Source organism: Bacillus sp. FG16, from assembly GCF_057809515.1.
The window spans coordinates 12,738-36,463 of record NZ_JBMDKC010000017.1 but is presented as its reverse complement, the minus strand read 5'-3'; the positions used below and the strand labels follow the sequence as shown (position 1 = coordinate 36,463).

Here is a 23,726-nt window from a genome sequence, read left to right as displayed (position 1 = left end):
TCATAAATTGGTAATAGTGAAAATGGTGATGAAAATGCTGTCTATCGTTGTAAAGATTTTACGAACGAAATCTGTCCTTTCTTTGCATAATCATTGTTACAATGAATACTACAAAGACAAGTTCTTTTAAAAGGAAGGTGAAAAAATGAGGAAATATGGAATATGGCTTGTTCTATTTGTATGTGTTGCCTTTCTAGTTGGTTATAGTGTTACGACTGTTTTAGGGAAAGAGGAAGTGGAAGTTGATCGGAAAGAAGTATTTACAACGATACAAAAAGGCTATGAAACCCAATTTTCAATTCGTGGGAAGCATTTGCCGATGAATAAGATGATAGAGACGTTATCACCGTATTTTACAGATAATTTCCTTCAAGTATTTACAGATGAAAATAGCAGAAGTGATAAACAAAGTGGTGAATATTTACTTCCGGCAAAAGAAGCACCGTTTTCTTTTAATTCAGAAACGAAAATGTCGTATGATGAAGAACATAAAAATTTATATGTATATGAGCGGACAAAAAGTGGGCAATATCAAATTGTAACATTAAAAAGGGATCAAGATAAATGGAAGTTAGCAGGATATCATGAAAGTCAGGAACTTTTAACTGAAATAAAAAGGTTGCAACAATTATAAAGTGAAACTTTTAATTAGTGGGAGGGAGTACTCTCTCATGTAACTTTTTGACTTTAGCTAAATTTTGGGTGGGAGTTTTACTACCTACAAATAGCGGGATAAGAATAGGAATAGGTATTTACCTATTCCTATTCTATATTGAGTAGTTGTTGTAACTTTTCAATTTGAAAACCTGCAACTACTTCGCCATCAATTACGACTGTTGGAGTTGAATAGGAATCATAGTCGTATAAAAGACGATTGCGAGCAGCAGCGTCTTTTTTTACGTCAAATTCTTCATATGCAACGTTATTATGCTTCAAAAATTCTTTCACAATAACACATGGCGGACAATCGGGTTGTGTATAAACCTCAATTTTTTTCATTGTAATTCCTCCTTTTTTCTGTTTTTTATTATATTCTTCCAGTATAAAAACCGCAATAAAGAAGGGGAAATATGTTCTTTCTGTTTTTTCCTTCGCATTTCGACAAATTTTTAGTTGAGTTTCTGGCCAATAACCTTTATCCTAGAGTGTGGAACATTTTTTCTGTTATGACGGATAGAATGAGTATAGCTGTAAAACCTATTGGTAGGAAGATCAGAGAAAGGAGAGATTTCATGTCTCTACTCCAAGGAATTTTAACTCGACTTGTTAGTCTACAAGAACAAGCTGAAAGCGGTGAAGTAGCACAACGCTATTTTGAAGTGAACGGTGAGCGCAAATGTAGCGTGAAATTTTTCGATAAAAGTGAAATGTATGAGTTAGAAGTGTATCAACAAGGTGAAAAACCTCAAGTGTACCAATTCGATAATATCGACATGGTTGCAATTGAGATTTACGATATCATTTCTTGATACATATAAAAAAGGTACTGCCATATGGCAGTACCTTTTTTAGTTCTATTACTTTCTAGCGTAATGTATAGAAGTTTTTTATTTTTCCTACAATGGTATTAAAATGAAAATTAATCCGTGCAAGTTTGCCTATCCATGTGGATAAGTAGTCCCGCCAACCGGGTGAATATGTGAAGCTAAACTTCTCACAATTGCTGGGTTCTGCAAATAGCGGGAGAAATATAACTAGGAGGTTATCGTATGGAACGTTTACCAGTTGTGATTTGTCCTAATTGTCAAAGTTCTGCTGAGATTATTCATGTATTAACGGCTCAATCTAATCAAAATGTAATTTATACGTGCCAAGTTTGTCACTTTGTAATTCGAAATATTGAAACGAATAAAGGATAGGAAGTTATAATTTTAGTTTTTGTCCCATACAATGAGAATACGAAAAGTCTGTCTAATTGAAAGGACGTGACTCTGTGGACGGTGCACATAAATTTTACAATGTTTCAGAGAGACATTTAAATTTTGATATGGTCTTTAACCGTATTTGTAGTTTCATTGAAAAGGATCCACGAAATTTATATCGATTATCCATTGGGACAGACTCGCAAGCACATCAAAAGGATACGAGGTTTATTACAGCAATCCATATTCATCGTGTTGGAAAAGGCGCTTGGGGGTGTTTACACCATAGATCAGTAAAAGATAAGCCAGCAACTTTACGTGAGAAAATATATTTAGAAACGCAGTTTAGTCAAGAAATCGCATGTCTATTTACGCCTACTCATATACAAACAATATGGGAGTTATTGCATCCTTATGCTCAAGATGGGGCTGGATTCATAATGGAAATTCATTTAGACATTGGGAATGATGGTTTAACAAAAGAATTTATTTTAGATATGACAGAAAAAATTCGAGCGATGGGATTAACTGCAAAAATTAAGCCGGATGCTTATGCGGCGTTTAGCTATGCAAATCGATATACGAAATGATTTTTTGTATGTTTACGATTGTTACATATCTTCTGGCAAAAACTGAATATTACATCTATTAAATGAGTTAAATTTTTTATATAATAAGAGTAACGATGCGAGTGTAAGGAGAGGGGTATATGCAAAGGGAAGTTGTTTTAACGAAGGAAGAAGAAAGTTTACTACTAGATATTTTATTTCAGCAAAATTATGCAAGTGAAATTTTAGCTGTAGAACTTACAGATATTGAGAATGGTTTGAAACAGACAGATGTGGTGCAATATAAAAAAATCACAAGGTTATTTTACAGATTAAAAAATAAAGGGTATTAAGCGCTACCGGAATGGTAGTCTTTTTTTTGTGCTGTATGCTAAAATAGCTGTGTGATTGTATTTTTATTGAAATAAATTTAGGACAAAATAATAATATGAAAACGCTGTCATAAAATGTGAATAGAGTTATGAACATAAGCAGGAAAAAGGGAAAATGGGGGATGTAATATGATTAGTATTCCGAAAGACGAATTTCAACAAATTCTTGTGAAGGATTTAATGATTTCATCGGAAAAAGTAGCTCATGTCCAAATTGGAAATGGTTTAGAACATGCTTTACTCGTTCTTGTGAAATCTGGATATTCGGCGATACCTGTCTTAGATCCAATGTATAAATTACATGGTTTGATTAGTACTGCCATGATATTAGATGGTATGTTAGGATTAGAGCGTATTGAGTTTGAAAGACTTGATGATATGAAAGTAGAGCAGGTGATGAAGGAAGATATACCTTTTCTTAAATTAGAAGATTCATTTGCAAAAGCTTTAGAAATGACAATTGATCATCCTTTTATTTGCGCTGTTAATGAAGAAGGCTATTTTGAGGGGATTTTAACACGTCGGGCTATTTTAAAATTGTTGAATAAGAAAGTAAGACAACATAATCGATAACGTGAGAAAAGTGACTTCATAGAAACGAAGAAGTCACTTTTTTTCGTGCATATCACTTGTGCATGTATTATATTTAAAAAGACATAAAACATAAGGAAAGTTTGCGCTAGAAAATTGTATTTTCTGAATGAAAGCTTATTGAAATAAGGTGTATGGAAGCTAAGGAAAGAGGGAGAAAGTTGCAAATTGATGATTTTCAAATGATGGTTGTGTTAGCTCAGGAATCAAATATGAGAAAAGCGGCGGAACGTTTATTTGTTTCCCAACCTGCGCTGAGTCAACGATTACAATCTATGGAGAAACAATGGGGAATGAAGTTTTTTATTCGCTCACAAAAAGGATTGACAATTACACCTGAAGGGGAAAAAGTTGCAAATTATGCCAAAGAAATGTTGCAAAAAGAAGAGGATATAAAAAGTGAGCTAGCTGTTTTTAGAACGGAAACTCATGGAACGTTAAAAATAGCTGTTGCATCAGTTATTGGTCAATATTGGCTCCCTCCTGTTTTGAAAAAGTTTGTGCATAAATATCCTTCTGTAAAGATATCGCTGTTTACTGGATGGAGTAGTGAAGTGCAAAAGCAGTTTTATGAAGGAGACGTTCATGTTGCTATACTGAGGGGAACACAAGAATATAAAGGTCAGAAGCAAAAATTATTTGAAGATGAACTGTATTTAGTTGATAAAGAAATAAAAGATATTTCGATGCTAAAAGAAACAAACAGACCGTTCATTCAATTTAAAAGTGACTCGACTTATTATGGACAAATACAAAATTGGTGGTATGGTTTATTTTCTAATCCGCCTAAGCGAACGATTGTAGTTGACCAAATTGAAACATGCAAACAACTTGTTTTAAATGGTATAGGTTATGCCCTTTTACCTTCTACTGTTTTAAAGGAAGTACAGGAAAATATGTATAAAACACCTGTTCAATTGACAAGAGAAACATGGTTGTTAACAAGTGACTCGGCAAGGCAGTTGAAGCAAGTACAAGCATTTTTAGAAATTATAGAAGAAATTCAAAGGGAAAAATAAGATTATTATCTTGCTACTCGCTCTTTCGTTTGGTAGAGTAACATTATAAATGGATTTAGGAGGCAACAAGAATGAAAATGATGGACGCTAACGAAATTATTTCGTTTATTCAAAAAAGTGAAAAGAAAACTCCTGTAAAGGTATACATAAAAGGGGATTTAAAAGAAGTAACATTCCCTGAAACAGTACAAGCATTTGTGAATAAAAAATCAGGTGTATTATTCGGAGAATGGTCTGAAATTAAGACAATTCTTGATGAGAATAATAAGCACATCGTTGACTACGTTGTAGAAAACGATCGTCGTAATTCTGCAATCCCAATGCTTGATTTAAAAGGTATTAAAGCTCGCATCGAGCCAGGTGCTATTATTCGTGACCATGTTGAAATTGGTGACAACGCTGTAATTATGATGAATGCAACAATTAACATTGGTGCTGTAATTGGTGAAGGTTCTATGATTGACATGAACGCAGTACTTGGTGGACGTGCAACGGTCGGTAAAAACTGTCACGTAGGTGCAGGTGCTGTACTTGCAGGTGTTATTGAGCCACCTTCTGCAAAACCAGTTATCGTTGAAGACGATGTAGTAATCGGTGCAAACGTAGTTGTTTTAGAGGGTGTTACAGTAGGTAAAGGTGCAGTTGTAGCAGCGGGAGCTGTTGTAACAGAAGATGTGCCTCCATACACAGTTGTTGCAGGTACTCCAGCACGTGTAATTAAAGAAATTGATGAGAAGACAAAAGCAAAAACAGAAATTAAACAAGAGCTTCGTCAATTAAACCCAGAGAAATAAAAAGCAAAAAAAGCGTAAGAGCGTAAATGGGCTCTTACGCTTTTTATAGATAGAGGTGCAAAAATGACAGTAAGCAAATTTGTCCAAATTCGTAGAGATCTACATAGAATTCCAGAAATTGGATTCAAGGAATGGAAAACACAACAGTATATTTTAGATTATATAGGAACACTTTCTCATGAATTTGTGGAAGTGAAGACATGGAAAACAGGTGTAATCGTTAAAGTAAATGGAAAAAATCCAGAAAAAATAATAGGTTATCGTGCAGATATAGACGGTTTACCAATTACAGAGGAAACTGGATATGAGTTTGCTTCTATTCACGAAGGAATGATGCATGCATGTGGCCATGATGTACATACAACAATCGGTTTAGGCCTTCTAACGAAAGCTGTGAGCGAAAGAATAGATGATGACCTTGTATTTCTATTCCAGCCAGCAGAAGAAGGACCAGGCGGTGCTCTTCCTATGTTAGAAAGTGAAGAGTTAAAAGAATGGAAACCAAATATAATTCTTGGTCTTCATATTGCACCAGAATACGCTGTAGGGACAATTGCAACGAAAGAAGGACTGTTATTTGCCAATACTTCAGAATTATATATTGATTTAAAAGGGAAAGGTGGCCATGCTGCCTATCCGCATACTGCAAATGACATGATTGTTGCAGCGAGTCATCTTGTTACACAGCTTCAATCCGTTATTAGTCGCAATGTAAATCCCCTTGATAGTGCAGTAATTACAATCGGGAAAATTACAGGTGGTACGGTTCAAAATATTATTGCAGAAAAATCTCGTTTAGAAGGAACGATTCGAACATTATCAGTGGAATCAATGAAGCGTGTGAAAAGCAGAATTGAGGCAATTGTTGCAGGTATCGAAGCTTCTTTCCAGTGCGAGGCGATTATAGATTACGGAGCAATGTATCATCAAGTATATAACCATGAAGAGTTAACGAGAGAGTTTATGCAATTTGTACATAAACAAACAGATATGAATGTTATTACATGTACTGAGGCAATGACAGGTGAAGATTTTGGTTATATGCTTCGAGAAATCCCTGGATTTATGTTTTGGCTTGGAGTAAATTCAGAATATGGTTTACATCATGCGAAATTAAAACCAGACGAAGAAGTGATTGAAAAGGCAATTACATTTTTAAGTCAATATGTAAAGTGGAAAGGGAATAGAAAATAAAACTCCCGCTTTCTTGAAGGTTCCAAAAAACTTTTTGTTCTGAGGTGTAAGTAACGCTCGTATAGATTGATTTTAGACATTTACATACAAATAAGAATAAAGTTAATTGGACTGTTTTAATAATGAGCAGGGGGGGGTAGCCACTGCTCATTATTAATTATTTGACTAACTTATATATGTTTACTTTTAATATGAAAAGTGTGTAAAATCAATGTGAAACATAGAAAAAAGGGTGGGGAATTACGTGCAAATTAGCAGTGCGATTTTATGTTTCGTCTTATATGCGTATGTTATTATTGCGGCGGTTTATTTTGGGATAAGTTTTTATGCCTATCGTCTAGTAGATAATAATGAATATGACGAAACATACAAATGGGTGAAGAGATATTTATCACCTGTACTAGAAATTATGAATGGGTTTGTGCTCTTTTTATTTATTGGATTAATTGCTTTCTCAACGAGTTTAGTAGGGAATAAAACTACGTTATTTGTATTGGGTATCATTATTTTTATGTTGTTAGGAATAAGGATTGGTAATACGGTCTTTTGGAATGAAAGAAAAGTAGATGGTTGGACAGGAATGTTAATTCCGTGTATGTTAGCTGCAATCGTGACAAATATAGAACATGAATATTATCAATTACATTTTTGGCTCATTATCGTTTTAACAATTCTTTCTGTATTGTATATAAGCACAGTAGTACTAACATATATTGCACATGAAAAAGGAGATGTTAAAGGCACTCGTTTCTTTAGAGGACGGGCATTATTTTGGAGTGTGCCGACGATGGCAGTTATCGCGCTTATTGCGATATTGGTAAATGGATATCAATTTTCTAATTGGCAACTATTTTTAGAAAATTGGTGGATTTTTATCTTTTCGTTTATTGCTTTTTTAGGTGCCACGCATTATTTATTCCATCAACATCACTACATATGGGCGTTGTTATTTGCATTCATACAGCTTCTATTTGCCTTTTTTGGTCAAGAAACATTATTATTCGTTTTTGAAACATTTAGTTCGTTTGGAAATATATTTGTATTTGCTATGTTACTTGTTGGTATCGCTTTTTACTTGCAACAATATTTTTATATACAAAAACAAAAATAAGAGCTAATTACAGTTTTTGTGACGCATATAAAGTGTGTTACACTGAAAATAAATAGTACTTGAAGTTATTGGAGGAATTCCTGTGGGTGAGAAAGAAAAAGAGTTTGCTGTCATTGGACTTGGTCGCTTTGGTGGAAGTATTTGCCGAGAACTAGCTCAATTAGGTATGGAAGTAATGGCAATCGATTCAGATGAGGATAAAATTAATGAATTTGCAAATATAGCTTCGCATGCTGTAATTGCAGATTCAACAGATGAGATGGTATTAAAAAGCCTTGGTATTCGAAATTTTGATCACGTAGTCGTTGCTATTGGAGATAATTTAAATTCAAGTATTTTAACGACTTTGATTTTAAAAGAGTTGGGTGTAAAAAATATTACTGTAAAAGCTCAAAATGATTATCATGAAAAAGTGTTAAGTAAAATAGGTGCAGATCATATTGTGCATCCAGAGCGTGATATGGGAAAAAGGATTGCCAATAATATTGCATCAAGCAATGTGTTAGACTACCTTGAGCTTTCAGATGAGCATAGTATTGTAGAGATTATTGCGAATAAAAAAATTGATGGGCACTCTTTAATTGAATTAGATATTCGTGCGAAGTTTGGATTGAATATTGTAGCAATTAAACGAGGTAAAGAAGTTATCGTATCCCCTCGGGCTACGGAGAATATTCAAGCAGGAGATATATTAATTGTCATTGGTCATGACGATGAAGTGGATCGATTTAAACATTTTTTAAGATAAGAGAAAAGGACAATGCCTTCATGGCATTGTCCTTTTTCTTATATTTCCATAATGATTGGTAAAATCATTGGACGGCGTTTCGTTTTCTCATATAGGAATGGAGCTAATGTGTCTGTAATTTCATTTTTAATTTCAGACCATTGTGTTGTTTTACGCTCCATTACTTTTTCTAAATGAGTTGTAATTAATGTTTGTGCATCATTGATTAAATCGCTGCTTTCACGCATATAAACGAAACCGCGTGAGATGATATCTGGTCCTGCTGCAACTTTAAATTCTTTCATATCAATGCTTACAACTACAATTACAAGTCCTTCTTCAGAAAGGATACGACGATCTCGTAATACGATATTGCCGATATCTCCAATACCGTTTCCATCAATGTAGACCGAACCAGATGGGATTTTTCCAGCTACGCTAGCTTCATCCGAACGTAAAGCAAGAACATCGCCATTATCCATAATGAAGCAATTTTCTTCAGGGATACCACAATCATTTGCTATGTTCATGTGCATACGCTGCATACGATATTCACCATGAATTGGCATGAAGTACTTTGGTTTAATTAGACGTAACATTAACTTTTGTTCTTCTTGTCCACCGTGTCCACTTGTATGGATATTTGAAAGTTTCCCGTGAATTACATCAGCACCAGCGCGGTACAACATGTTAATTGTACGACTTACGCTAATTGTATTTCCTGGAATTGGTGAAGAAGAGAAAACAACTGTATCTCCAGGAATAATTTGAATTTGGCGGTGTGTACCGTTTGCAATACGTGAAAGTGCTGCCATCGGTTCACCTTGACTACCTGTACATAAAATAACAACTTTATTAGCTGGTAAGCGGTTTAGTTGAGATGCATCTATGAATGTATCTTTCGGGCAACGAATATAACCAAGGTTTTGTCCGATTTCAATTGCTGCTTCCATACTTCGACCAAACACAGCTACTTTACGGTTGTTTTCAACAGCAGCTTCAATAACTTGTTGTAAGCGATGAATATTCGATGCAAAGGTTGCGAATATAATCCGTCCGTCTACTTTACGGAAAATGTCTTGAATGCTATCACCAACGCGACGCTCAGACATAGTAAAGTTTGGAACTTCACTGTTCGTACTATCAGATAATAGACATAGCACGCCATCTTTACCGATTTCAGCCATTTTTGTTAAATCAGCTGGTTCACCAACTGGTGTGAAATCAAATTTGAAATCACCTGTATGAACAACTTGACCTTGAGGTGTTTTCACAACAACGCCGTACGAATCTGGAATACTGTGAGTTGTACGGAAGAAGGATACAGACGTTTTTTTGAATTTAATAACGTCATCTTCTTGAATTTCGTAAAGTTTTGCTTTACGAAGTAAGCCGTGTTCTTCTAATTTGTTTTTGATGAGTGCTATTGCTAATTTTCCGCCGTAAATCGGGATGTTCACTTGACGTAATAGGTAAGGGATTCCGCCGATATGATCTTCGTGACCATGTGTAATGAATAAACCTTTAATTTTATCTTCGTTTCGCACAAAATAAGTGTAGTCTGGTATTACATAATCGATTCCGAGAAGTTCGTCCTCTGGAAATTTAATTCCAGCATCAATTATAATAATTTCATCTTGAAATTGAACAGCGTATGTATTTTTACCGATTTCACCAAGCCCACCGAGAGCAAATACAGCAACTTGGTCGTTTTTTAGAAATTTCATATCGCTATACGATTTCCGCTAATGTTAAATCAGCGTTTTCTTTTTCATATTCAAGATGAGCACCAGTAACAGACTGAACGAACTCGATATTATATGCGAACTTATTTAATTTCTTACGAACATCCTTTTCAGACGTAGCCTCTAAATATAAAACTTTTGTATTTTCACGTACTGGAACCTCAGTTAATTTTTCTTGATAAAATACTTTAAAAATCATTTGGAAAACCTCTCCTTGTCTATGTTTTGCATTATCTGTTACTTATTATAAAGCAAACAGTCACGATTTTCATGTTTTTTCGAATGAGAATGAAGAAAAAGCCCGAAATGGGCACAATTTAAGCGATTGTCTTTTTACGGACCAGACCGTTTAAATAACGCTTGAGCTTTTTCTTCAGCTTCTTCAGCATGATTACTCCTTCCTTTCCTTATTTTAAACATGCATATTACTAGTGAAAATTCTATCTCTGATATAAGAGATAGGACAAAAGTGAATGGTGAGTCTTGTCCTATCCCATACAGTGAAAGTTATTCTATAGTAACGATTGGTAGCCGTTAGTTATAGGTATAGTATGAGGAAGAATGGAAAAGAAAATTCATCCGAACAAGTATCCACATGTTTTACTAATATATATATGCAAAGTTTGTAAATAAGGTCAGAAAGGGAACGCTTTCTTCACAGATGTTTAATATGTTATACTTTTTTTTAGAATTTGAAAAGTGATATTCAAAATAGGAATATAGAGTGCCAGAAAGGATTTTGACAAATGAATGATAAAATTGTCTTTTTTGATATTGATGGAACATTATTAGATCATGATAAAAAAATTCCGCAATCTACACGAGATGCAGTAAAACAGTTACAAGAAAAAGGCGTACATGTAGCAATTGCGACAGGGCGCGCGCCATTTATGTTCGAAGATATTCGCAAGGAACTTGATATACATAATTATGTTAGTTTTAATGGACAATATGTTGTCTTTGAAGATGAGGTAATATTTAATAATCCGTTACATCCAGATGCTTTACATAAGTTTACTCAGTTTGCAAAACAAGAAGGATATCCACTTGTATATCTTGACCATCAAGATATGAGAGCATCAGTGGAATATCATGATTATGTGAAAGAAGGCTTTGGAAGCTTAAACTTTGAGCATCCAGCATATGAGCCTAATTTTTATGAGGAACGTAATATTTATCAAACACTACTTTTTTGTGAAGTAAATGAAGAGGAAAAGTTTATTAATCATTATCCAGATTTTCATTTTATTCGTTGGCATGCATATTCAATGGATATCATTCCGAATGGTGGTTCTAAGGCAAAAGGAATTGAGAAATATATTGAAAAGTTAGGTTTTAATCGTGATCAAGTGTATGCATTTGGAGATGGATTAAATGATTTAGAAATGATCGAAGCGGTTGGCACAGGTATTGTGATGGGAAATGGCCATGAAGACTTGAAAAAACTTGCAAATCATGTGACAAAGGATGTTAGTGAAGACGGTATATATCATGGACTAAAGTGGGCTGGATTGCTATAAGTGAATATGGAACCCATTTCATAATAAAAAGGCGGAAGATTAACTTCCGCCTTTTTATCCCGCATTAACGTGCAGTAAGACCCCCACCTCGAAATGCAGCGAAAGCAAAGAAGTTAGGTGGGGGATCAACTGTCCGTAAAAGCCCGATTGGTTCAACTAATAATCATTGGGGATGAACACCCCCCGCTGATTAAAGTTTCACTTTATCATTATCGCTCTAGAGGTTTGGAATCATCAGGAGCGGCAAAAGGATTTTCTTTATTGATATGGTCATAGAACATAACGCCATTTAAATGGTCAATCTCGTGTTGGAATACGATTGCTGGTAAACCTTTTAAACGTAATTTTACTTCTTCTCCGTTAATAGAAGTTGCTTTTACTGTAATTCTTGTATAACGAGGAACATAACCAAGTACTTCGCGGTCTACAGATAGACAGCCTTCACCACCCTGTAAATATGTACGTTCAACAGAATGGCTAATGATTTTTGGATTGAATAATGCATGGCTATATAATGTACCGTCCGCATCGGTTACATGAACTGCAATCATTTTTTTTGAAACACCGATTTGCGGAGCCGCTAATCCGATTCCAGGGCGTAAACTATATTTTTCAGCCATTTCAGGATCTTGGCTATTTATTACAAATTCAATCATTTCTTTTAAGGTAGTTGTATCTTCTTCGCTTGCCGGTAATGACACCTCTTCTGCAACGTTGCGCAAAATAGGATCTCCTTCGCGAATAACATCTTTCATTGTAAGCATATGTAATCTCTCCTTTCCTCTTTAGTCTACCAAAGGAGATGGAAAAAGTCATCGGCAAGAAAGGGAAGGCATTTTGGAAATCGTTCTATTATAGAGTAGTTATGTATGTGATAAACAAAAAAAGACGGCAAAGCCGTCTTTTTCTTTCCATAGTTGTTTCGTTTTACATTAGCGAATGCAAGCAGCACCAACGATAATTAAAAGAATAAACAACACAACGATTAAGGCGAAGCCGCGTCCAGACCCGCCACAAGAACCGCCATAACCGTAGGAAGGATATGAACAAGTTGGATAGCAATATGAGTATCCGTACATGAGATGACCTCCTTTATCATTTCCCGCTAATACTGCGGTTACTATAATGTATGGAAGAGAGGGGAGGAATGTATAGGTATTTACCTAAAAAAGGAAGAGTAGTTTGTATATTTTTGTTACGAAGAGAGAAAAACTAAAGAGAATTAAATCGTTTACATATTATTCTAAGAGAAAAAATAAGTGAAAAAGGGAATAATATAACAGTAGGTCAATGCTTACTAATACAGATGTAAAAAATAAAAACACGTTTGTGTAGTAGAAACCTGCATATTATTTATAAAAAAACGTATTCAAAGTAATTGACATCGTAATTAGAATAGTTGTAAACTAAAAAACGTGATCAAGATTGTATTAATATGTTTCTGAAAAAACATTAGTACAGATTGTTAGGTACACAAAATTATTCTCAACCGACAGACAAACATGTTGGTTTACATCGTTGCGCTTTTTAAACTGGAAAATAGCCAGTGAAAGCGTTTCAGAATATGGTTCAAGAGAGGAAGAGGTGAACGGAATGGGTACTAAAACAAAAAAGACCCTATTTAATGTTGATGAGCAAATGAAAGCTATCGCAGCTCAATTTGAAACATTACAAATTTTAAATGAAAACGGTGAAGTTGTGAATGAAGCAGCTATGCCTGAATTATCGGATGATCAATTAAAAGAATTAATGCGTCGTATGGTGTATACTCGCGTATTAGATCAACGTTCTATTTCTTTAAACCGTCAAGGACGTTTAGGTTTCTACGCACCTACAGCTGGACAAGAAGCTTCTCAATTAGCGAGTCATTTCGCACTTGAAGCAGAAGACTTCATCTTACCAGGATACCGTGATGTACCACAATTAGTATGGCACGGATTACCATTATACCAAGCATTCTTATTCTCTCGTGGACACTTCATGGGTAACCAAATGCCTGAGAATGTAAATGCATTAGCTCCACAAATCATTATCGGTGCGCAAATCATCCAAACTGCTGGTGTTGCGTTAGGTATGAAACTACGTGGTAAAAAATCTGTTGCAATTACTTACACTGGTGACGGTGGTGCTTCACAAGGTGACTTCTACGAAGGTATGAACTTTGCAGGTGCATTCAAAGCTCCAGCAATCTTCGTTGTTCAAAACAACCGTTATGCAATTTCTACTCCAGTAGAAAAGCAATCTGCAGCTAAAACTGTAGCACAAAAAGCAGTAGCAGCAGGTATTTACGGAATTCAAGTAGACGGTATGGATCCATTAGCTGTATACGCAGCAACTGCTTTCGCTCGTGAGCGCGCAGTAAATGGCGAAGGTCCTACTTTAATCGAGACTTTAACATTCCGTTACGGTCCACATACAATGGCTGGTGATGACCCAACTCGTTACCGTACAAAAGATATCGAAAACGAATGGGAACAAAAAGACCCAATCGTACGCTTCCGTAAGTTCTTAGAAGCTAAAGGCCTATGGTCTCAAGAAGTTGAAGAGACAGTAATCGAAGAAGCAAAAGAAGATATCAAACAAGCAATTGCTAAGGCTGACCAAGCTCCAAAACAAAAAGTAACTGATTTAATGGAAATCATGTACGAAAAAATGCCTTACAACTTAGCTGAACAATATGAAATCTACAAAGAAAAGGAGTCGAAGTAAGCCATGGCTCAAATGACAATGATTCAAGCAATCACTGATGCTTTACGCGTTGAAATGAAAAATGATCCTAACGTACTTGTATTTGGTGAAGACGTTGGTGTAAACGGCGGTGTATTCCGTGCTACTGAAGGTTTACAAGCTGAATTTGGTGAAGATCGTGTAATGGATACTCCACTTGCAGAGTCTGGTATTGGTGGACTTGCAGTTGGTCTTGCACTTGAAGGATTCCGTCCAGTTCCAGAAATCCAATTCTTCGGTTTCGTTTTTGAAGTAATGGATTCAATTTCTGGTCAATTGGCTCGTATGCGTTACCGTTCTGGTGGACGTTGGACTGCTCCAGTAACAGTTCGTTCTCCATTCGGTGGTGGTGTTCATACTCCTGAACTACATGCTGATAGCTTAGAAGGATTAGTGGCTCAACAACCTGGTCTAAAAGTTGTTATTCCATCTACTCCATACGATGCTAAAGGTCTTTTAATCTCTGCGATTCGTGACAACGATCCAGTTATCTACTTAGAGCATATGAAATTGTACCGTTCATTCCGTCAAGATGTACCAGAAGGCGAATACACAATTGATTTAGGTAAAGCTGATATCAAACGTGAAGGTACAGATGTATCTGTTATCGCTTACGGTGCTATGGTTCACGCTGCATTAAAAGCTGCTGAAGAACTTGAAAAAGAAGGTATCTCTTTAGAGGTTGTTGACTTACGTACAGTTCAACCATTAGATATCGAAACAATCATCGCTTCTGTTGAAAAAACAGGTCGCGTAGTTGTAGTTCAAGAAGCTCAAAAACAAGCTGGTATTGCAGCTAACGTTGTAGCGGAAATTAACGACCGTGCAATCTTAAACTTAGAAGCTCCAGTTGTACGTGTTGCAGCTGCTGATACAGTATTCCCATTCTCTCAAGCAGAGAGCGTATGGTTACCAAACCACAAGGATATTGTTGAAGCTGTAAACAAAGTAATGAACTTCTAATTTTTAGTTTTTCATGTGCAAAAGAAATCAGCACATGCTGGTTTCTTTTGTACATATTCCATAATAATGAAATGAATCAGGGGGCTGAATTCCGTGGCATTTGAATTTAAACTACCAGATATCGGTGAAGGTATCCACGAAGGTGAAATCGTAAAATGGTTTATTAAACCAGGCGATGAAGTAAATGAAGACGATGTACTTCTTGAAGTACAAAATGATAAAGCAGTAGTAGAAATCCCTTCTCCTGTTAAAGGTAAAGTACTTGAAGTACTTGTAGAAGAAGGAACAGTTGCAATCGTAGGAGATACATTAATTAAATTTGATGCTCCTGGATACGAAAACCTTAAATTTAAAGGTGACGATCATGATGAAGCTCCAAAAGCTGAAGAAGCAGCAGTAGAAGCTCCAGCAGCGGAAGCTACTCCAGCAGCAACTGCAGAAGTAGTAAATGAGCGCGTAATCGCTATGCCATCTGTTCGTAAATACGCTCGTGAAAAAGGTGTAGACATTCATAAAGTAGCTGGTACTGGTAAGAATGGCCGTATCGTAAAAGCTGACATCGATGCATTTGCAAATGGTGGACAAACTGTAGCAGCAACTGAGGCTCCAGCAGCAGTAGAAGCTACTCCAGCAGCAGCGAAAGAAGAAGCACCAAAAGCACAACCAATTCCAGCTGGTGAATATCCAGAAACTCGTGAGAAAATGAGTGGTATCCGTAAAGCGATTGCGAAAGCAATGGTTAACTCTAAGCATACAGCTCCTCACGTAACATTAATGGATGAAGTTGATGTAACTGAGCTTGTTGCTCACCGTAAGAAGTTCAAAGCAGTAGCAGCTGACAAAGGTATTAAATTAACTTACCTTCCATACGTTGTTAAAGCTTTAACATCTGCATTACGTGAATACCCAATGTTAAACACTTCTTTAGACGATGCATCTCAAGAAGTAGTTCATAAGCATTACTTCAACATCGGTATCGCAGCTGATACAGACAAAGGTCTATTAGTACCAGTTGTTAAAGATACAGATCGCAAGTCTATCTTCACTATTTCTAACGAGATCAATGATCTTGCTGGTAAAGCACGTGAAGGTCGTCTAGCTCCAACTGAAATGAAAGGTGCTTCTTGCACAATTACAAACATTGGTTCTGCAGGTGGACAATGGTTCACTCCAGTTATCAATCACCCAGAAGTAGCAATCCTTGGTATCGGCCGTATCGCTGAAAAACCAGTTGTGAAAAATGGTGAGATCGTTGCAGCTCCAGTATTAGCATTATCTCTAAGCTTTGACCATCGTTTAATTGACGGCGCAACTGCTCAAAAAGCGTTAAACCAAATTAAACGTCTATTGAATGACCCACAATTATTAGTAATGGAGGCGTAATAACAATGGTAGTAGGAGATTTCCCAATTGAATTAGATACAGTCGTTGTTGGTGCAGGTCCTGGTGGATACGTTGCGGCAATTCGTGCAGCACAATTAGGTCAAAAGGTAGCAATCATTGAAAAAGCTAACCTTGGTGGCGTATGCTTAAACGTTGGATGTATTCCTTCAAAAGCGTTAATCAATGCAGGTCATCGTTATGAGAATGCAATGCATTCTGATGACATGGGTATCACTGCAGAGAACGTAAAAGTTGACTTTACAAAAGTTCAAGAATGGAAAAACGGCGTAGTTAAGAAATTAACTGGCGGTGTTGAAGGCCTTCTTAAAGGTAACAAAGTTGAAATCATTCGCGGTGAAGCTTACTTCGTAGATGCTAATACATTACGCGTTATGACTGAAGATGCAGCTCAAACTTATACGTTTAAAAATGCTGTTCTTGCAACTGGTTCTACACCAATCGAAATTCCAGGATTCAAATACTCTAAACGTGTTATCAACTCTACAGGTGCTTTAAGCTTACCTGAAATTCCTAAAAAACTTGTTGTAATCGGCGGCGGTTACATCGGTATGGAATTAGGTACTGCATATGCTAACTTCGGTACAGAAGTTACTGTAGTAGAAGCTGGCGACGAAATCTTAGCTGGTTTCGAAAAAGCTATGAGCTCTGTTGTTAAACGTGCTCTACAGAAAAAAGGTAACGTAAATATCCATACAAAAGCTATGGCTAAAGGCGTTGAAGAAACAGAAACTGGCGTAAAAGTTAGCTTTGAAGTTAAAGGTGAAATCCAAACTGTAGAAGCAGATTACGTATTAGTAACTGTAGGTCGTCGTCCAAACACTCAAGAAATCGGTCTTGAGCAAGTTGGAGTTAAAATGACTGACCGCGGCATCATCGAAATCGATGAGCAATGTCGTACAAATGTACCAAACATCTATGCAATCGGTGATATCGTTCCTGGACCACCATTAGCTCACAAAGCTTCTTACGAAGGTAAAGTAGCTGTAGAAGCAATTAGTGGCCATGCATCAGCTATCGATTACATCGGAATTCCTGCAGTGTGCTTCACTGATCCAGAATTAGCATCTGTTGGTTACACTAAAAAACAAGCTGAAGAAGCTGGAATGACTGTAACTGTATCTAAGTTCCCATTCGCTGCTAACGGTCGTGCATTATCATTAAACAGCACTGACGGTTTCCTACAACTTGTAACACGTAAAGAAGATGGTCTTCTTGTAGGTGCTCAAGTTGCAGGTGCAGGTGCTTCTGATATTATCTCTGAAATTGGTTTAGCTATCGAAGCTGGAATGACAGCTGAAGATATCGCTCAAACAATCCATGCTCACCCAACATTAGGTGAAATCACAATGGAAGCAGCTGAAGTTGCTCTTGGAATGCCAATTCACATTGTAAAATAATTTAAGTAATGTAAATAGCCCCTCTCTTATTATAAGAGAGGGGCTATTTTTATTTTCATCAAATGACTTGCAAGGTCTTTAAACGTACTTGTCGAATGAATATATAATACTTTAACAAATGATTTAGGCGTAACTTACTTCAAAGGTAATATATATCATCCTATAATATGTAATTGATTCAAACTTAACCCCATATATTAATAAAATAGAGCATGTCAAAGGAGAAGGTTCCATGAAAATATTACATGTTATATTTTATCATTTACTACTATGGAGTGGCTTTTCCACTGTATTAACATTATCGAATGGTGATAAGTTTCATTATAAAGTTATTCTTTTTTTCGTGTTCCTGTATTTAGCCTATGTAATAGCATATTTTGTATTACACGTAAGAAAGCAAGCGTTATTTCTTACATGTTCGAATTGTATACTATTTTTAATCGTATTATTTATTTTTTAAATTAACGTTTATAAAAATACATTGTTCTTCCATTAAATAATTGTAACTCTCCTTCTAATTTCTTCGCTAAAAAACGGCAAAATTCATTTGCTTTCCCTTTGTCACCATATGTTGCATTAGGTGGTAAAGAAACTTGGATGAAAGATTGTTCATTTTCTATACCAACACCAATATAAATTGAGTCATACCGATCGTGATTGGATTGAAGTTTTAATGTTGTTGTAGATGTATCTAAAATTTCATAAGGAAAAGCGGTATTTGTATACGTGAAATTAATTTGGGCACCAGTTTTAGAAGTAACTGTTTTATAATAATGAAAAAGTTGTTTTATATCATCTATTGAAACAGATTGTTGATTGGATTTAGGTACAAGCGTAATAAAGGCGTGTTGCATATAAGTTCCCCCTAACTTAGTAGAATACTATCATTCTACATCCTACTGAATTTTTTGACAATTAAAAGGAGTATTACATGTTTTGTTTAATATACTAGTAATGAAACGTGATGTAGAAAGGTGGAAACCAATGTTTGAAAAATTGTATGATGAGCATGAAAGTGTGAAGGTACGATTTTTAGGATTTATGACACATGATACACGTTATGATTTTGGTGTTATTTATACAAATATGTTTTTTGGAAAACCGCTCATTGTTTGTATGCAAACAGGAAGGTCTACTTTACTCGGACGAGATGATGTAGAGAATGTTCAATATATACAGGAGATTTTTAAATTAGGATCAGAAGAGGAAGCGAAGGAGTTAGCTCAGTTTTTCAAATTTCTAGTTCCGTCAACTTCTTTACATGCGGAATATGAAGAATAATTAATGTGAAACAGTCGTACTTATAAATATGGCTGTTTTTTATTTGAATATCGCATACTAATTAAAATTTAAAATATTTAATGTGTTATACTAAAAACCTATTGACGTAAAAAGTATAACATATTAAAATAAAGACAGAAAGTTAAGCGGTTACAAAAAAGTTTTTGGGATTATAAACTTAGGGGGAAATGAAAAATGGGAACAATCGTATGTCAAGATTGTGAAGGTACAATTGCACACTTCGAAGATGAGAAAGTAACGGTACTTTACGGGAAATGTGAATCTTGCGGATGTGATCACACAGAGCATACAAAAGCCCAATAATTGATAGGAAATGGACAGCTAAAAGTTTTTAGGACCATAAACTTAGGGGGAAATGAAAAATGGGAACAATCGTATGCCAAGTATGTGAAGGAACAATCGGACATTTTGAAGATGAGAAAACGACAGTACTTTACGGAAAATGTGGAACAAATTGTGACTGTGCTAGAAAAGATAATGCGAAAGCTTAATGATAAATAAATAGATTACTATTAAAACTCAGGGGGAAATGAAAATGGGAACAATCGTATGCCAAGTATGTGAAGGAACAATTGGACATTTTGAAGATGAAAAATCAACAGTACTATACGGGAAATGTGGATCTCATTGCGAATGTGACCATAAAGAACATACAAAAGCTTAATAATAAGAAAAAGCGCCTACATGTGTAGGCGCTTTTTTAATAAATTGTAGTTGTATGGCCAACTGTTGCAACGATTGCATCATCTCTAATTGGAATAAAGCTTATGGATGTCTGTGGTGTACTAGAAGAAGCGTATTGGCTCATTATACGGCTATCTATACGGGTAATAGTATCGGTCAAGAAAGCTGAAATAAAAGCGTAAGGGACACGTCGTTCATTTAATGAATAAATAATTTCTTCTTTTGTTTTTACACCTACGCCATGTCCGTAAAAAAAGAAATTTCCTAAATAGATTGTGTTTTCTCCTTGCCACTCAATCGTAGCTGGATTCACTTGTGGGTTTTTAAAGTAAACGAGGTCACCTGGAACAAGATCGCCACCGTTTTTTGTTATGAGCCTTAGATCTTGATCATAGTCCCATGTATAAAGTAAAAGGTTTGCAAATAGACGATTGAAAGTTTCTTCCTCATACAATGATAATAAAGCTTTATAAAAAATAATGATCATAGCGGTTGCACATTCAGTTCCATATAGTTTTCCGTTTTTGAAAATATCTTGTATGGCAATGGAAGGTGGTATGTTTGGAAGAAGCTCGAATCCTCCAAGGGATGTTCTTTTCCAATACTGGGGGTTGCAAAAGGATTGTTGAAATGTGCGAAACTGAAATCCACTTTGAAAAAGTTCTAGTGCAGAGATAATAATATTAACTCGTAAATTGAGATCAAAGCTGAGTTCATCAGCTGTTCGGAAGGAATAAACTTCTTGATTTCCTGCCATTATTGATAAAATTTGTTGTTTCTCTGCTGCAAATGGCTCATATTCATTTGTAATATAAGGATGTACAATAGAACGGCCTATTACAATCATAATAGTATCCCCACCTATACGTTACATTCTTTAGTATCGTATGAAGAAAAGGAAAAAAGGTGAAAAAAAAGCCTATCAACTGATAGGCTTGTACTCTTTAATAACACGTAATGTTTGTAATGTCATATCTTCAGGACCTTGTACAGGTAAACCTGCTTCTAAGTTTTTACGAATATACTCTAAGTTTTCTTGTGTAATAATTTCCCCCGGAGTAAAGATTGGAATCCCTGGCGGATAAACCATAACAAAATCAGCTATAATACGACCCGATGCATTTTCAAATGGAATGACTTCTGTTTCCGAATAAAAAGCATCTCGAGGAGAAAGTGCTAGCACTGGAATTTCTGGAATCTCTACTTGTACTTGAACACCTTTATCTGCCCTATTTCTAAATGTTGCTGCTAAATCTTGTAATGCTGCAATAAGTGTATTTGTATCACTTTCTGTGTCTCCCAAAGTGATAAGACATAGTATGTTGTATAAATCTGAGAGTTCTACTTCAATGTTATATTGCTCTCTAAGCCATACTTCAGCTTGGTGGCCGGTAATACCTAAATCTTTTACAGATACAATTATCTTTGTAGGATCATAGTTAAAGGTAGCATCTGTACCTAACATTTCTTTTCCAGGACAGTAAAGATGCTCAATAGAATTTATAGCATCACGAACATGTTCAGCTAATTGTATTGTTTGTTCTATGAGTGCTGTTCCTTCTGTAGCAAGACGTTTTCTCGCAACATCAAGTGATGCTAACAAGATGTAAGAAGTTGATGTAGTTGTAAGCATGCTAATAATAGATTGGACATGTTTTACATTCACCAAGCCTTCTTTCACATTAAGAATAGAACTTTGAGTTAAAGAGCCTCCTAATTTGTGAACACTTGTTGCTGCCATGTCTGCACCAGCTTGCATCGCTGACATCGGCAATTCATCGTGAAAATGAATATGAACACCATGAGCCTCGTCGACTAGTACAGGGATGTCATAAGAATGTGCTAATTGTACAATCTGTTCTAAGTCTGCAGCAAATCCAAAGTACGTTGGGTTAATAACAAGTAAGCCCTTTGCATCTGAGTGCTCTTCAAGTGCTTTTTTGACAGATTGAATTGTGATTCCATGAGAAATACCGAGTTTCGGATCGATTTCAGGATGCATGAAAATCGGTTTTGCACCTGAGAAAATAATAGCTGACATTACTGATTTATGCACGTTTCGTGGTACTAGGATTTTGTCACCAGGACCGCAAACGCTCATCACCATTGTCATAATAGCGCCACTTGTACCTTGAATAGAAAAGAAAGTATGATCTGCACCGAATGCAGCGGCTGCTAAATCCTGTGCTTCTTTAATCATACCTTTTGGATGATGTAAATCATCGAGTGGCGCAATATTAATTAAATCAATTGCTAATGCATTATGCCCAATAAATTCGCGAAATGTAGGATCCATGCCCTGTCCTTTTTTATGACCAGGAATATGGAATTGAATTGGATTTCGCTTACTGTGCTCAACTAAAGCGGTAAACAATGGTGTTTCGTATTGGGACAATCTATACACCCCTTCTTCTTCGTAATATTTAGTATAATTTGTTTTATATAATCCTGCTCTAAAAAAGTAAGTCCTTTTTTAGAATAAGGCTTGTTTTTCTGCCATTCAAAAAATCGTTTTTGAGATGGTAGCTTCACTTTATTTTCTATAAAACAAAAGCATTATATCACCAATAATTATAGATGTATAGAAAAAAATATTTTTAAGGTGAGTATGTTTAATAGTTAGCCTCAACTAATGAATAGAGGAAGACAATTCCATTAAAATGAATAAATAGTGTATAATGCAGAGTGGCTATATTGAAACAAGAAGAAATGATAAATGAGGTGCGAAATGGAATATCAATATCCGTTAGATTATGATTGGTCAAATGAGGAAATGGTTATAATTGTGAAGTTTTATGAAGCGATTGAGAAAGCTTATGAAAAAGGAATTATAAGAGAAGAATTAATGGGTTTATATCGTCGTTTTAAAGAGATTGTTCCATCGAAAGCAGAAGAAAAGAAAATTGATAAAGAGTTTCAAGAAGTAAGTGGATACTCTATATATCGTGCTATTCAAAGGGCAAAGGAAGTCGAAGAACAAAAGCTTGTAAAAATGTAAAAAATATTTTGAAAAATAAAAACTGAAGTGATATAATGTGATAACAACTAAAAACGGACAATATAAATTGTCCGTTTTCTACTATCGATTACAAAGTGCATATAAAGGAAGGAGTGATTGCATCGTAGATTCAATCTTAGCAAGGAATTGTTCGTTGGTCATTGCTGAAAACTCCTCTGGTGATATATGAATACCAACTAATAATTCTGCTTTTTTTACAGTAGCTAGTCGTTCAATCATCTTTTGTAAGTCTTCAGTTTCAAGTGTCTTATGTAATTTCACACTTGGTTTAGTATGGTCAATAGACCAAACGAAGTCATTTGGAATATTTGTTTTTAAATCATTTAAATGTTCTAAGAAGGCATGAGCCGTCTCAACTTTTTGTGGACACTCATAGATTAAACCAAAGTATATGAAGGCATGAGTACCCCATAAGCCGATTTGGAAATGCGGTAGCATTTTATATCCTCGTTTATTTGTTGAAAAAGCAACCCAAGTATCGTTTGGTGGATTGACTTTGCGGCGTGCGTGTTTTGCAACATGATAAAAAAAGTTCTCATCAGTGTGTTGGGATAAGTATTCTGCAAATTGTTCCCCTAAAGCTTCTAGCTTAGGATGAATGTTCGTTTTAATTGCACTCATTCGTTCTTCGAGACCATCAACTGTAAAGACATCAAAATCAGTTGACTTGAATGTTTGTATTGTCATGATTGTTCCTCCAATTCCTATTTTGCTTTTATTTTAGCAT

The 23,726-nt window shown here is 35.6% G+C and carries 31 protein-coding genes; 22 read left to right on the top strand and 9 right to left on the bottom strand.

Annotated features, from left to right (window positions below):
- The first annotated feature begins 145 nt into the window (after window positions 1–145).
- On the top strand, window positions 146–634 hold the full coding sequence (locus ACODS7_RS08935) for a DUF3993 domain-containing protein (protein WP_001233804.1): 489 nt from the start codon (window positions 146–148) through the stop codon (window positions 632–634).
- A gap of 128 nt (window positions 635–762) precedes the next feature.
- On the opposite strand, the gene ACODS7_RS08930 is transcribed toward ACODS7_RS08935, so the two are convergent.
- Window positions 763–999 carry a glutaredoxin family protein gene (locus tag ACODS7_RS08930; RefSeq protein WP_000717875.1) on the bottom strand — a complete coding sequence of 79 codons (237 nt, stop codon included), beginning with the start codon at window positions 997–999 and terminating at the stop codon, window positions 763–765.
- 233 nt (window positions 1,000–1,232) lie between these two features.
- Between ACODS7_RS08930 and ACODS7_RS08925 the strand changes: the two genes are divergently transcribed.
- The 10 genes from ACODS7_RS08925 (at window position 1,233) to ACODS7_RS08880 (ending at window position 8,259) form a co-directional block, all read left to right on the top strand.
- Window positions 1,233–1,469 carry a YkuJ family protein gene (locus tag ACODS7_RS08925; RefSeq protein WP_000055151.1) on the top strand — a complete coding sequence of 79 codons (237 nt, stop codon included), beginning with the start codon at window positions 1,233–1,235 and terminating at the stop codon, window positions 1,467–1,469.
- Between the two features lie 240 nt (window positions 1,470–1,709).
- Window positions 1,710–1,859 (top strand): hypothetical protein, encoded by a 150-nt coding sequence (locus tag ACODS7_RS08920; RefSeq protein WP_000440540.1) that lies wholly within the window; start codon window positions 1,710–1,712, stop codon window positions 1,857–1,859.
- Window positions 1,860–1,933: 74 nt separating this feature from the next.
- Entirely contained in the window at window positions 1,934–2,452 is a 519-nt protein-coding gene (locus ACODS7_RS08915) for a ribonuclease H-like YkuK family protein (RefSeq protein ID WP_000348489.1), read from the top strand.
- A gap of 119 nt (window positions 2,453–2,571) precedes the next feature.
- The gene (gene abbA, locus ACODS7_RS08910; protein ID WP_048563885.1) at window positions 2,572–2,763 is read left to right on the top strand and encodes an antirepressor AbbA; all 192 of its coding nucleotides are present in this window, start codon (window positions 2,572–2,574) and stop codon (window positions 2,761–2,763) included.
- A gap of 168 nt (window positions 2,764–2,931) precedes the next feature.
- On the top strand, window positions 2,932–3,375 hold the full coding sequence (gene cbpB / locus ACODS7_RS08905) for a cyclic-di-AMP-binding protein CbpB (RefSeq protein ID WP_000623573.1): 444 nt from the start codon (window positions 2,932–2,934) through the stop codon (window positions 3,373–3,375).
- A 152-nt stretch (window positions 3,376–3,527) separates the two neighbouring features.
- On the top strand, window positions 3,528–4,412 hold the full coding sequence (ccpC, locus tag ACODS7_RS08900) for a transcriptional regulator CcpC (protein ID WP_003261853.1): 885 nt from the start codon (window positions 3,528–3,530) through the stop codon (window positions 4,410–4,412).
- A gap of 71 nt (window positions 4,413–4,483) precedes the next feature.
- The gene (dapD, locus tag ACODS7_RS08895) at window positions 4,484–5,206 is read left to right on the top strand and encodes a 2,3,4,5-tetrahydropyridine-2,6-dicarboxylate N-acetyltransferase (protein ID WP_000783241.1); all 723 of its coding nucleotides are present in this window, start codon (window positions 4,484–4,486) and stop codon (window positions 5,204–5,206) included.
- A gap of 63 nt (window positions 5,207–5,269) precedes the next feature.
- Window positions 5,270–6,400, top strand: coding sequence for an N-acetyldiaminopimelate deacetylase (locus tag ACODS7_RS08890; protein ID WP_000218671.1), 1,131 nt, complete (start codon window positions 5,270–5,272; stop codon window positions 6,398–6,400).
- A gap of 244 nt (window positions 6,401–6,644) precedes the next feature.
- Entirely contained in the window at window positions 6,645–7,511 is an 867-nt protein-coding gene (locus ACODS7_RS08885) for a hypothetical protein (protein ID WP_001167320.1), read from the top strand.
- Between the two features lie 82 nt (window positions 7,512–7,593).
- The gene (locus ACODS7_RS08880; RefSeq protein WP_000504032.1) at window positions 7,594–8,259 is read left to right on the top strand and encodes a potassium channel family protein; all 666 of its coding nucleotides are present in this window, start codon (window positions 7,594–7,596) and stop codon (window positions 8,257–8,259) included.
- A 38-nt stretch (window positions 8,260–8,297) separates the two neighbouring features.
- Here ACODS7_RS08880 and rnjA read toward each other — a convergent pair whose 3' ends face one another.
- Both rnjA and ACODS7_RS08870 read right to left on the bottom strand, forming a co-directional pair.
- On the bottom strand, window positions 8,298–9,965 hold the full coding sequence (gene rnjA, locus ACODS7_RS08875; RefSeq protein ID WP_000670375.1) for a ribonuclease J1: 1,668 nt from the start codon (window positions 9,963–9,965) through the stop codon (window positions 8,298–8,300).
- Window positions 9,966–9,969: 4 nt separating this feature from the next.
- Entirely contained in the window at window positions 9,970–10,182 is a 213-nt protein-coding gene (locus ACODS7_RS08870) for a DNA-dependent RNA polymerase subunit epsilon (protein ID WP_016080445.1), read from the bottom strand.
- A gap of 547 nt (window positions 10,183–10,729) precedes the next feature.
- On the opposite strand from ACODS7_RS08870, the gene ACODS7_RS08865 reads away from it, so the two are divergent.
- A complete protein-coding gene (locus ACODS7_RS08865; protein WP_000998269.1) occupies window positions 10,730–11,503 on the top strand; it encodes a Cof-type HAD-IIB family hydrolase in 774 nt (257 codons plus the stop codon).
- A gap of 209 nt (window positions 11,504–11,712) precedes the next feature.
- On the opposite strand, the gene def is transcribed toward ACODS7_RS08865, so the two are convergent.
- Window positions 11,713–12,267, bottom strand: coding sequence for a peptide deformylase (gene def / locus ACODS7_RS08860; protein ID WP_243168376.1), 555 nt, complete (start codon window positions 12,265–12,267; stop codon window positions 11,713–11,715).
- 168 nt (window positions 12,268–12,435) lie between these two features.
- Window positions 12,436–12,582 (bottom strand): YjcZ family sporulation protein, encoded by a 147-nt coding sequence (locus tag ACODS7_RS08855; protein ID WP_000274562.1) that lies wholly within the window; start codon window positions 12,580–12,582, stop codon window positions 12,436–12,438.
- Window positions 12,583–13,096: 514 nt separating this feature from the next.
- Between ACODS7_RS08855 and pdhA the strand changes: the two genes are divergently transcribed.
- The 5 genes from pdhA (at window position 13,097) to ACODS7_RS08830 (ending at window position 18,454) form a co-directional block, all read left to right on the top strand.
- Window positions 13,097–14,212 (top strand): pyruvate dehydrogenase E1 component subunit alpha, encoded by a 1,116-nt coding sequence (pdhA, locus tag ACODS7_RS08850; RefSeq protein ID WP_000536895.1) that lies wholly within the window; start codon window positions 13,097–13,099, stop codon window positions 14,210–14,212.
- A gap of 3 nt (window positions 14,213–14,215) precedes the next feature.
- Window positions 14,216–15,193 (top strand): pyruvate dehydrogenase complex E1 component subunit beta, encoded by a 978-nt coding sequence (gene pdhB, locus ACODS7_RS08845; RefSeq protein ID WP_000068163.1) that lies wholly within the window; start codon window positions 14,216–14,218, stop codon window positions 15,191–15,193.
- 93 nt (window positions 15,194–15,286) lie between these two features.
- On the top strand, window positions 15,287–16,576 hold the full coding sequence (gene pdhC, locus ACODS7_RS08840; protein WP_000863420.1) for a pyruvate dehydrogenase complex dihydrolipoyllysine-residue acetyltransferase: 1,290 nt from the start codon (window positions 15,287–15,289) through the stop codon (window positions 16,574–16,576).
- A 5-nt stretch (window positions 16,577–16,581) separates the two neighbouring features.
- The gene (gene lpdA / locus ACODS7_RS08835; RefSeq protein WP_000260104.1) at window positions 16,582–17,994 is read left to right on the top strand and encodes a dihydrolipoyl dehydrogenase; all 1,413 of its coding nucleotides are present in this window, start codon (window positions 16,582–16,584) and stop codon (window positions 17,992–17,994) included.
- A 232-nt stretch (window positions 17,995–18,226) separates the two neighbouring features.
- A complete protein-coding gene (locus tag ACODS7_RS08830; RefSeq protein ID WP_000697470.1) occupies window positions 18,227–18,454 on the top strand; it encodes a hypothetical protein in 228 nt (75 codons plus the stop codon).
- Window position 18,455: 1 nt separating this feature from the next.
- Here ACODS7_RS08830 and ACODS7_RS08825 read toward each other — a convergent pair whose 3' ends face one another.
- Window positions 18,456–18,848, bottom strand: a complete 393-nt coding sequence (locus ACODS7_RS08825) for a DUF1885 family protein (RefSeq protein ID WP_029443150.1) — start codon at window positions 18,846–18,848, stop codon at window positions 18,456–18,458.
- A gap of 130 nt (window positions 18,849–18,978) precedes the next feature.
- On the opposite strand from ACODS7_RS08825, the gene ACODS7_RS08820 reads away from it, so the two are divergent.
- The 4 genes from ACODS7_RS08820 (at window position 18,979) to ACODS7_RS08805 (ending at window position 19,960) form a co-directional block, all read left to right on the top strand.
- A complete protein-coding gene (locus tag ACODS7_RS08820) occupies window positions 18,979–19,275 on the top strand; it encodes a DUF3055 domain-containing protein (protein ID WP_000462038.1) in 297 nt (98 codons plus the stop codon).
- A 195-nt stretch (window positions 19,276–19,470) separates the two neighbouring features.
- Window positions 19,471–19,599 (top strand): GapA-binding peptide SR1P, encoded by a 129-nt coding sequence (locus tag ACODS7_RS08815; RefSeq protein WP_105560598.1) that lies wholly within the window; start codon window positions 19,471–19,473, stop codon window positions 19,597–19,599.
- A gap of 59 nt (window positions 19,600–19,658) precedes the next feature.
- Window positions 19,659–19,787 carry a GapA-binding peptide SR1P gene (locus tag ACODS7_RS08810; RefSeq protein WP_000536803.1) on the top strand — a complete coding sequence of 43 codons (129 nt, stop codon included), beginning with the start codon at window positions 19,659–19,661 and terminating at the stop codon, window positions 19,785–19,787.
- Between the two features lie 44 nt (window positions 19,788–19,831).
- Window positions 19,832–19,960 (top strand): GapA-binding peptide SR1P, encoded by a 129-nt coding sequence (locus tag ACODS7_RS08805; RefSeq protein WP_000536796.1) that lies wholly within the window; start codon window positions 19,832–19,834, stop codon window positions 19,958–19,960.
- Window positions 19,961–19,996: 36 nt separating this feature from the next.
- Here ACODS7_RS08805 and ACODS7_RS08800 read toward each other — a convergent pair whose 3' ends face one another.
- Together ACODS7_RS08800 and speA are read right to left on the bottom strand one after the other, a co-directional pair.
- On the bottom strand, window positions 19,997–20,827 hold the full coding sequence (locus ACODS7_RS08800) for a protein-glutamine gamma-glutamyltransferase (RefSeq protein WP_000635337.1): 831 nt from the start codon (window positions 20,825–20,827) through the stop codon (window positions 19,997–19,999).
- Window positions 20,828–20,902: 75 nt separating this feature from the next.
- Window positions 20,903–22,375, bottom strand: coding sequence for an arginine decarboxylase (gene speA, locus ACODS7_RS08795; RefSeq protein ID WP_016080448.1), 1,473 nt, complete (start codon window positions 22,373–22,375; stop codon window positions 20,903–20,905).
- A 333-nt stretch (window positions 22,376–22,708) separates the two neighbouring features.
- Here speA and ACODS7_RS08790 point away from each other — a divergent pair, with 333 nt between their 5' ends.
- On the top strand, window positions 22,709–22,978 hold the full coding sequence (locus ACODS7_RS08790) for a UPF0223 family protein (RefSeq protein WP_000456546.1): 270 nt from the start codon (window positions 22,709–22,711) through the stop codon (window positions 22,976–22,978).
- Between the two features lie 81 nt (window positions 22,979–23,059).
- On the opposite strand, the gene ACODS7_RS08785 is transcribed toward ACODS7_RS08790, so the two are convergent.
- Window positions 23,060–23,686, bottom strand: a complete 627-nt coding sequence (locus tag ACODS7_RS08785) for a YktB family protein (protein WP_000155318.1) — start codon at window positions 23,684–23,686, stop codon at window positions 23,060–23,062.
- Window positions 23,687–23,726 lie beyond the last annotated feature (40 nt).

Bases quoted from the DNA above. Each gene is read 5' to 3' on its own strand.
- ACODS7_RS08830 (WP_000697470.1), top strand. From the start codon at position 18,227: ATGAAAATATTACATGTTATATTTTATCATTTACTACTATGGAGTGGC.
- ACODS7_RS08825 (WP_029443150.1), bottom strand. From the start codon at position 18,848: ATGCAACACGCCTTTATTACGCTTGTACCTAAATCCAATCAACAATCT.
- ACODS7_RS08815 (WP_105560598.1), top strand. From the start codon at position 19,471: ATGGGAACAATCGTATGTCAAGATTGTGAAGGTACAATTGCACACTTC.
- ACODS7_RS08920 (WP_000440540.1), top strand. From the start codon at position 1,710: ATGGAACGTTTACCAGTTGTGATTTGTCCTAATTGTCAAAGTTCTGCT.
- ACODS7_RS08800 (WP_000635337.1), bottom strand. From the start codon at position 20,827: ATGATTGTAATAGGCCGTTCTATTGTACATCCTTATATTACAAATGAA.
- ACODS7_RS08930 (WP_000717875.1), bottom strand. From the start codon at position 999: ATGAAAAAAATTGAGGTTTATACACAACCCGATTGTCCGCCATGTGTT.
- def (WP_243168376.1), bottom strand. From the start codon at position 12,267: ATGCTTACAATGAAAGATGTTATTCGCGAAGGAGATCCTATTTTGCGC.
- lpdA (WP_000260104.1), top strand. From the start codon at position 16,582: ATGGTAGTAGGAGATTTCCCAATTGAATTAGATACAGTCGTTGTTGGT.
- ACODS7_RS08935 (WP_001233804.1), top strand. From the start codon at position 146: ATGAGGAAATATGGAATATGGCTTGTTCTATTTGTATGTGTTGCCTTT.
- ACODS7_RS08805 (WP_000536796.1), top strand. From the start codon at position 19,832: ATGGGAACAATCGTATGCCAAGTATGTGAAGGAACAATTGGACATTTT.
- ACODS7_RS08925 (WP_000055151.1), top strand. From the start codon at position 1,233: ATGTCTCTACTCCAAGGAATTTTAACTCGACTTGTTAGTCTACAAGAA.
- ACODS7_RS08790 (WP_000456546.1), top strand. From the start codon at position 22,709: ATGGAATATCAATATCCGTTAGATTATGATTGGTCAAATGAGGAAATG.
- ACODS7_RS08870 (WP_016080445.1), bottom strand. From the start codon at position 10,182: ATGATTTTTAAAGTATTTTATCAAGAAAAATTAACTGAGGTTCCAGTA.
- ACODS7_RS08810 (WP_000536803.1), top strand. From the start codon at position 19,659: ATGGGAACAATCGTATGCCAAGTATGTGAAGGAACAATCGGACATTTT.
- ACODS7_RS08820 (WP_000462038.1), top strand. From the start codon at position 18,979: ATGTTTGAAAAATTGTATGATGAGCATGAAAGTGTGAAGGTACGATTT.
- ccpC (WP_003261853.1), top strand. From the start codon at position 3,528: ATGGAAGCTAAGGAAAGAGGGAGAAAGTTGCAAATTGATGATTTTCAA.
- ACODS7_RS08865 (WP_000998269.1), top strand. From the start codon at position 10,730: ATGAATGATAAAATTGTCTTTTTTGATATTGATGGAACATTATTAGAT.
- ACODS7_RS08855 (WP_000274562.1), bottom strand. From the start codon at position 12,582: ATGTACGGATACTCATATTGCTATCCAACTTGTTCATATCCTTCCTAC.
- cbpB (WP_000623573.1), top strand. From the start codon at position 2,932: ATGATTAGTATTCCGAAAGACGAATTTCAACAAATTCTTGTGAAGGAT.
- pdhB (WP_000068163.1), top strand. From the start codon at position 14,216: ATGGCTCAAATGACAATGATTCAAGCAATCACTGATGCTTTACGCGTT.
- abbA (WP_048563885.1), top strand. From the start codon at position 2,572: ATGCAAAGGGAAGTTGTTTTAACGAAGGAAGAAGAAAGTTTACTACTA.
- ACODS7_RS08890 (WP_000218671.1), top strand. From the start codon at position 5,270: ATGACAGTAAGCAAATTTGTCCAAATTCGTAGAGATCTACATAGAATT.
- rnjA (WP_000670375.1), bottom strand. From the start codon at position 9,965: ATGAAATTTCTAAAAAACGACCAAGTTGCTGTATTTGCTCTCGGTGGG.
- pdhA (WP_000536895.1), top strand. From the start codon at position 13,097: ATGGGTACTAAAACAAAAAAGACCCTATTTAATGTTGATGAGCAAATG.
- dapD (WP_000783241.1), top strand. From the start codon at position 4,484: ATGAAAATGATGGACGCTAACGAAATTATTTCGTTTATTCAAAAAAGT.
- ACODS7_RS08785 (WP_000155318.1), bottom strand. From the start codon at position 23,686: ATGACAATACAAACATTCAAGTCAACTGATTTTGATGTCTTTACAGTT.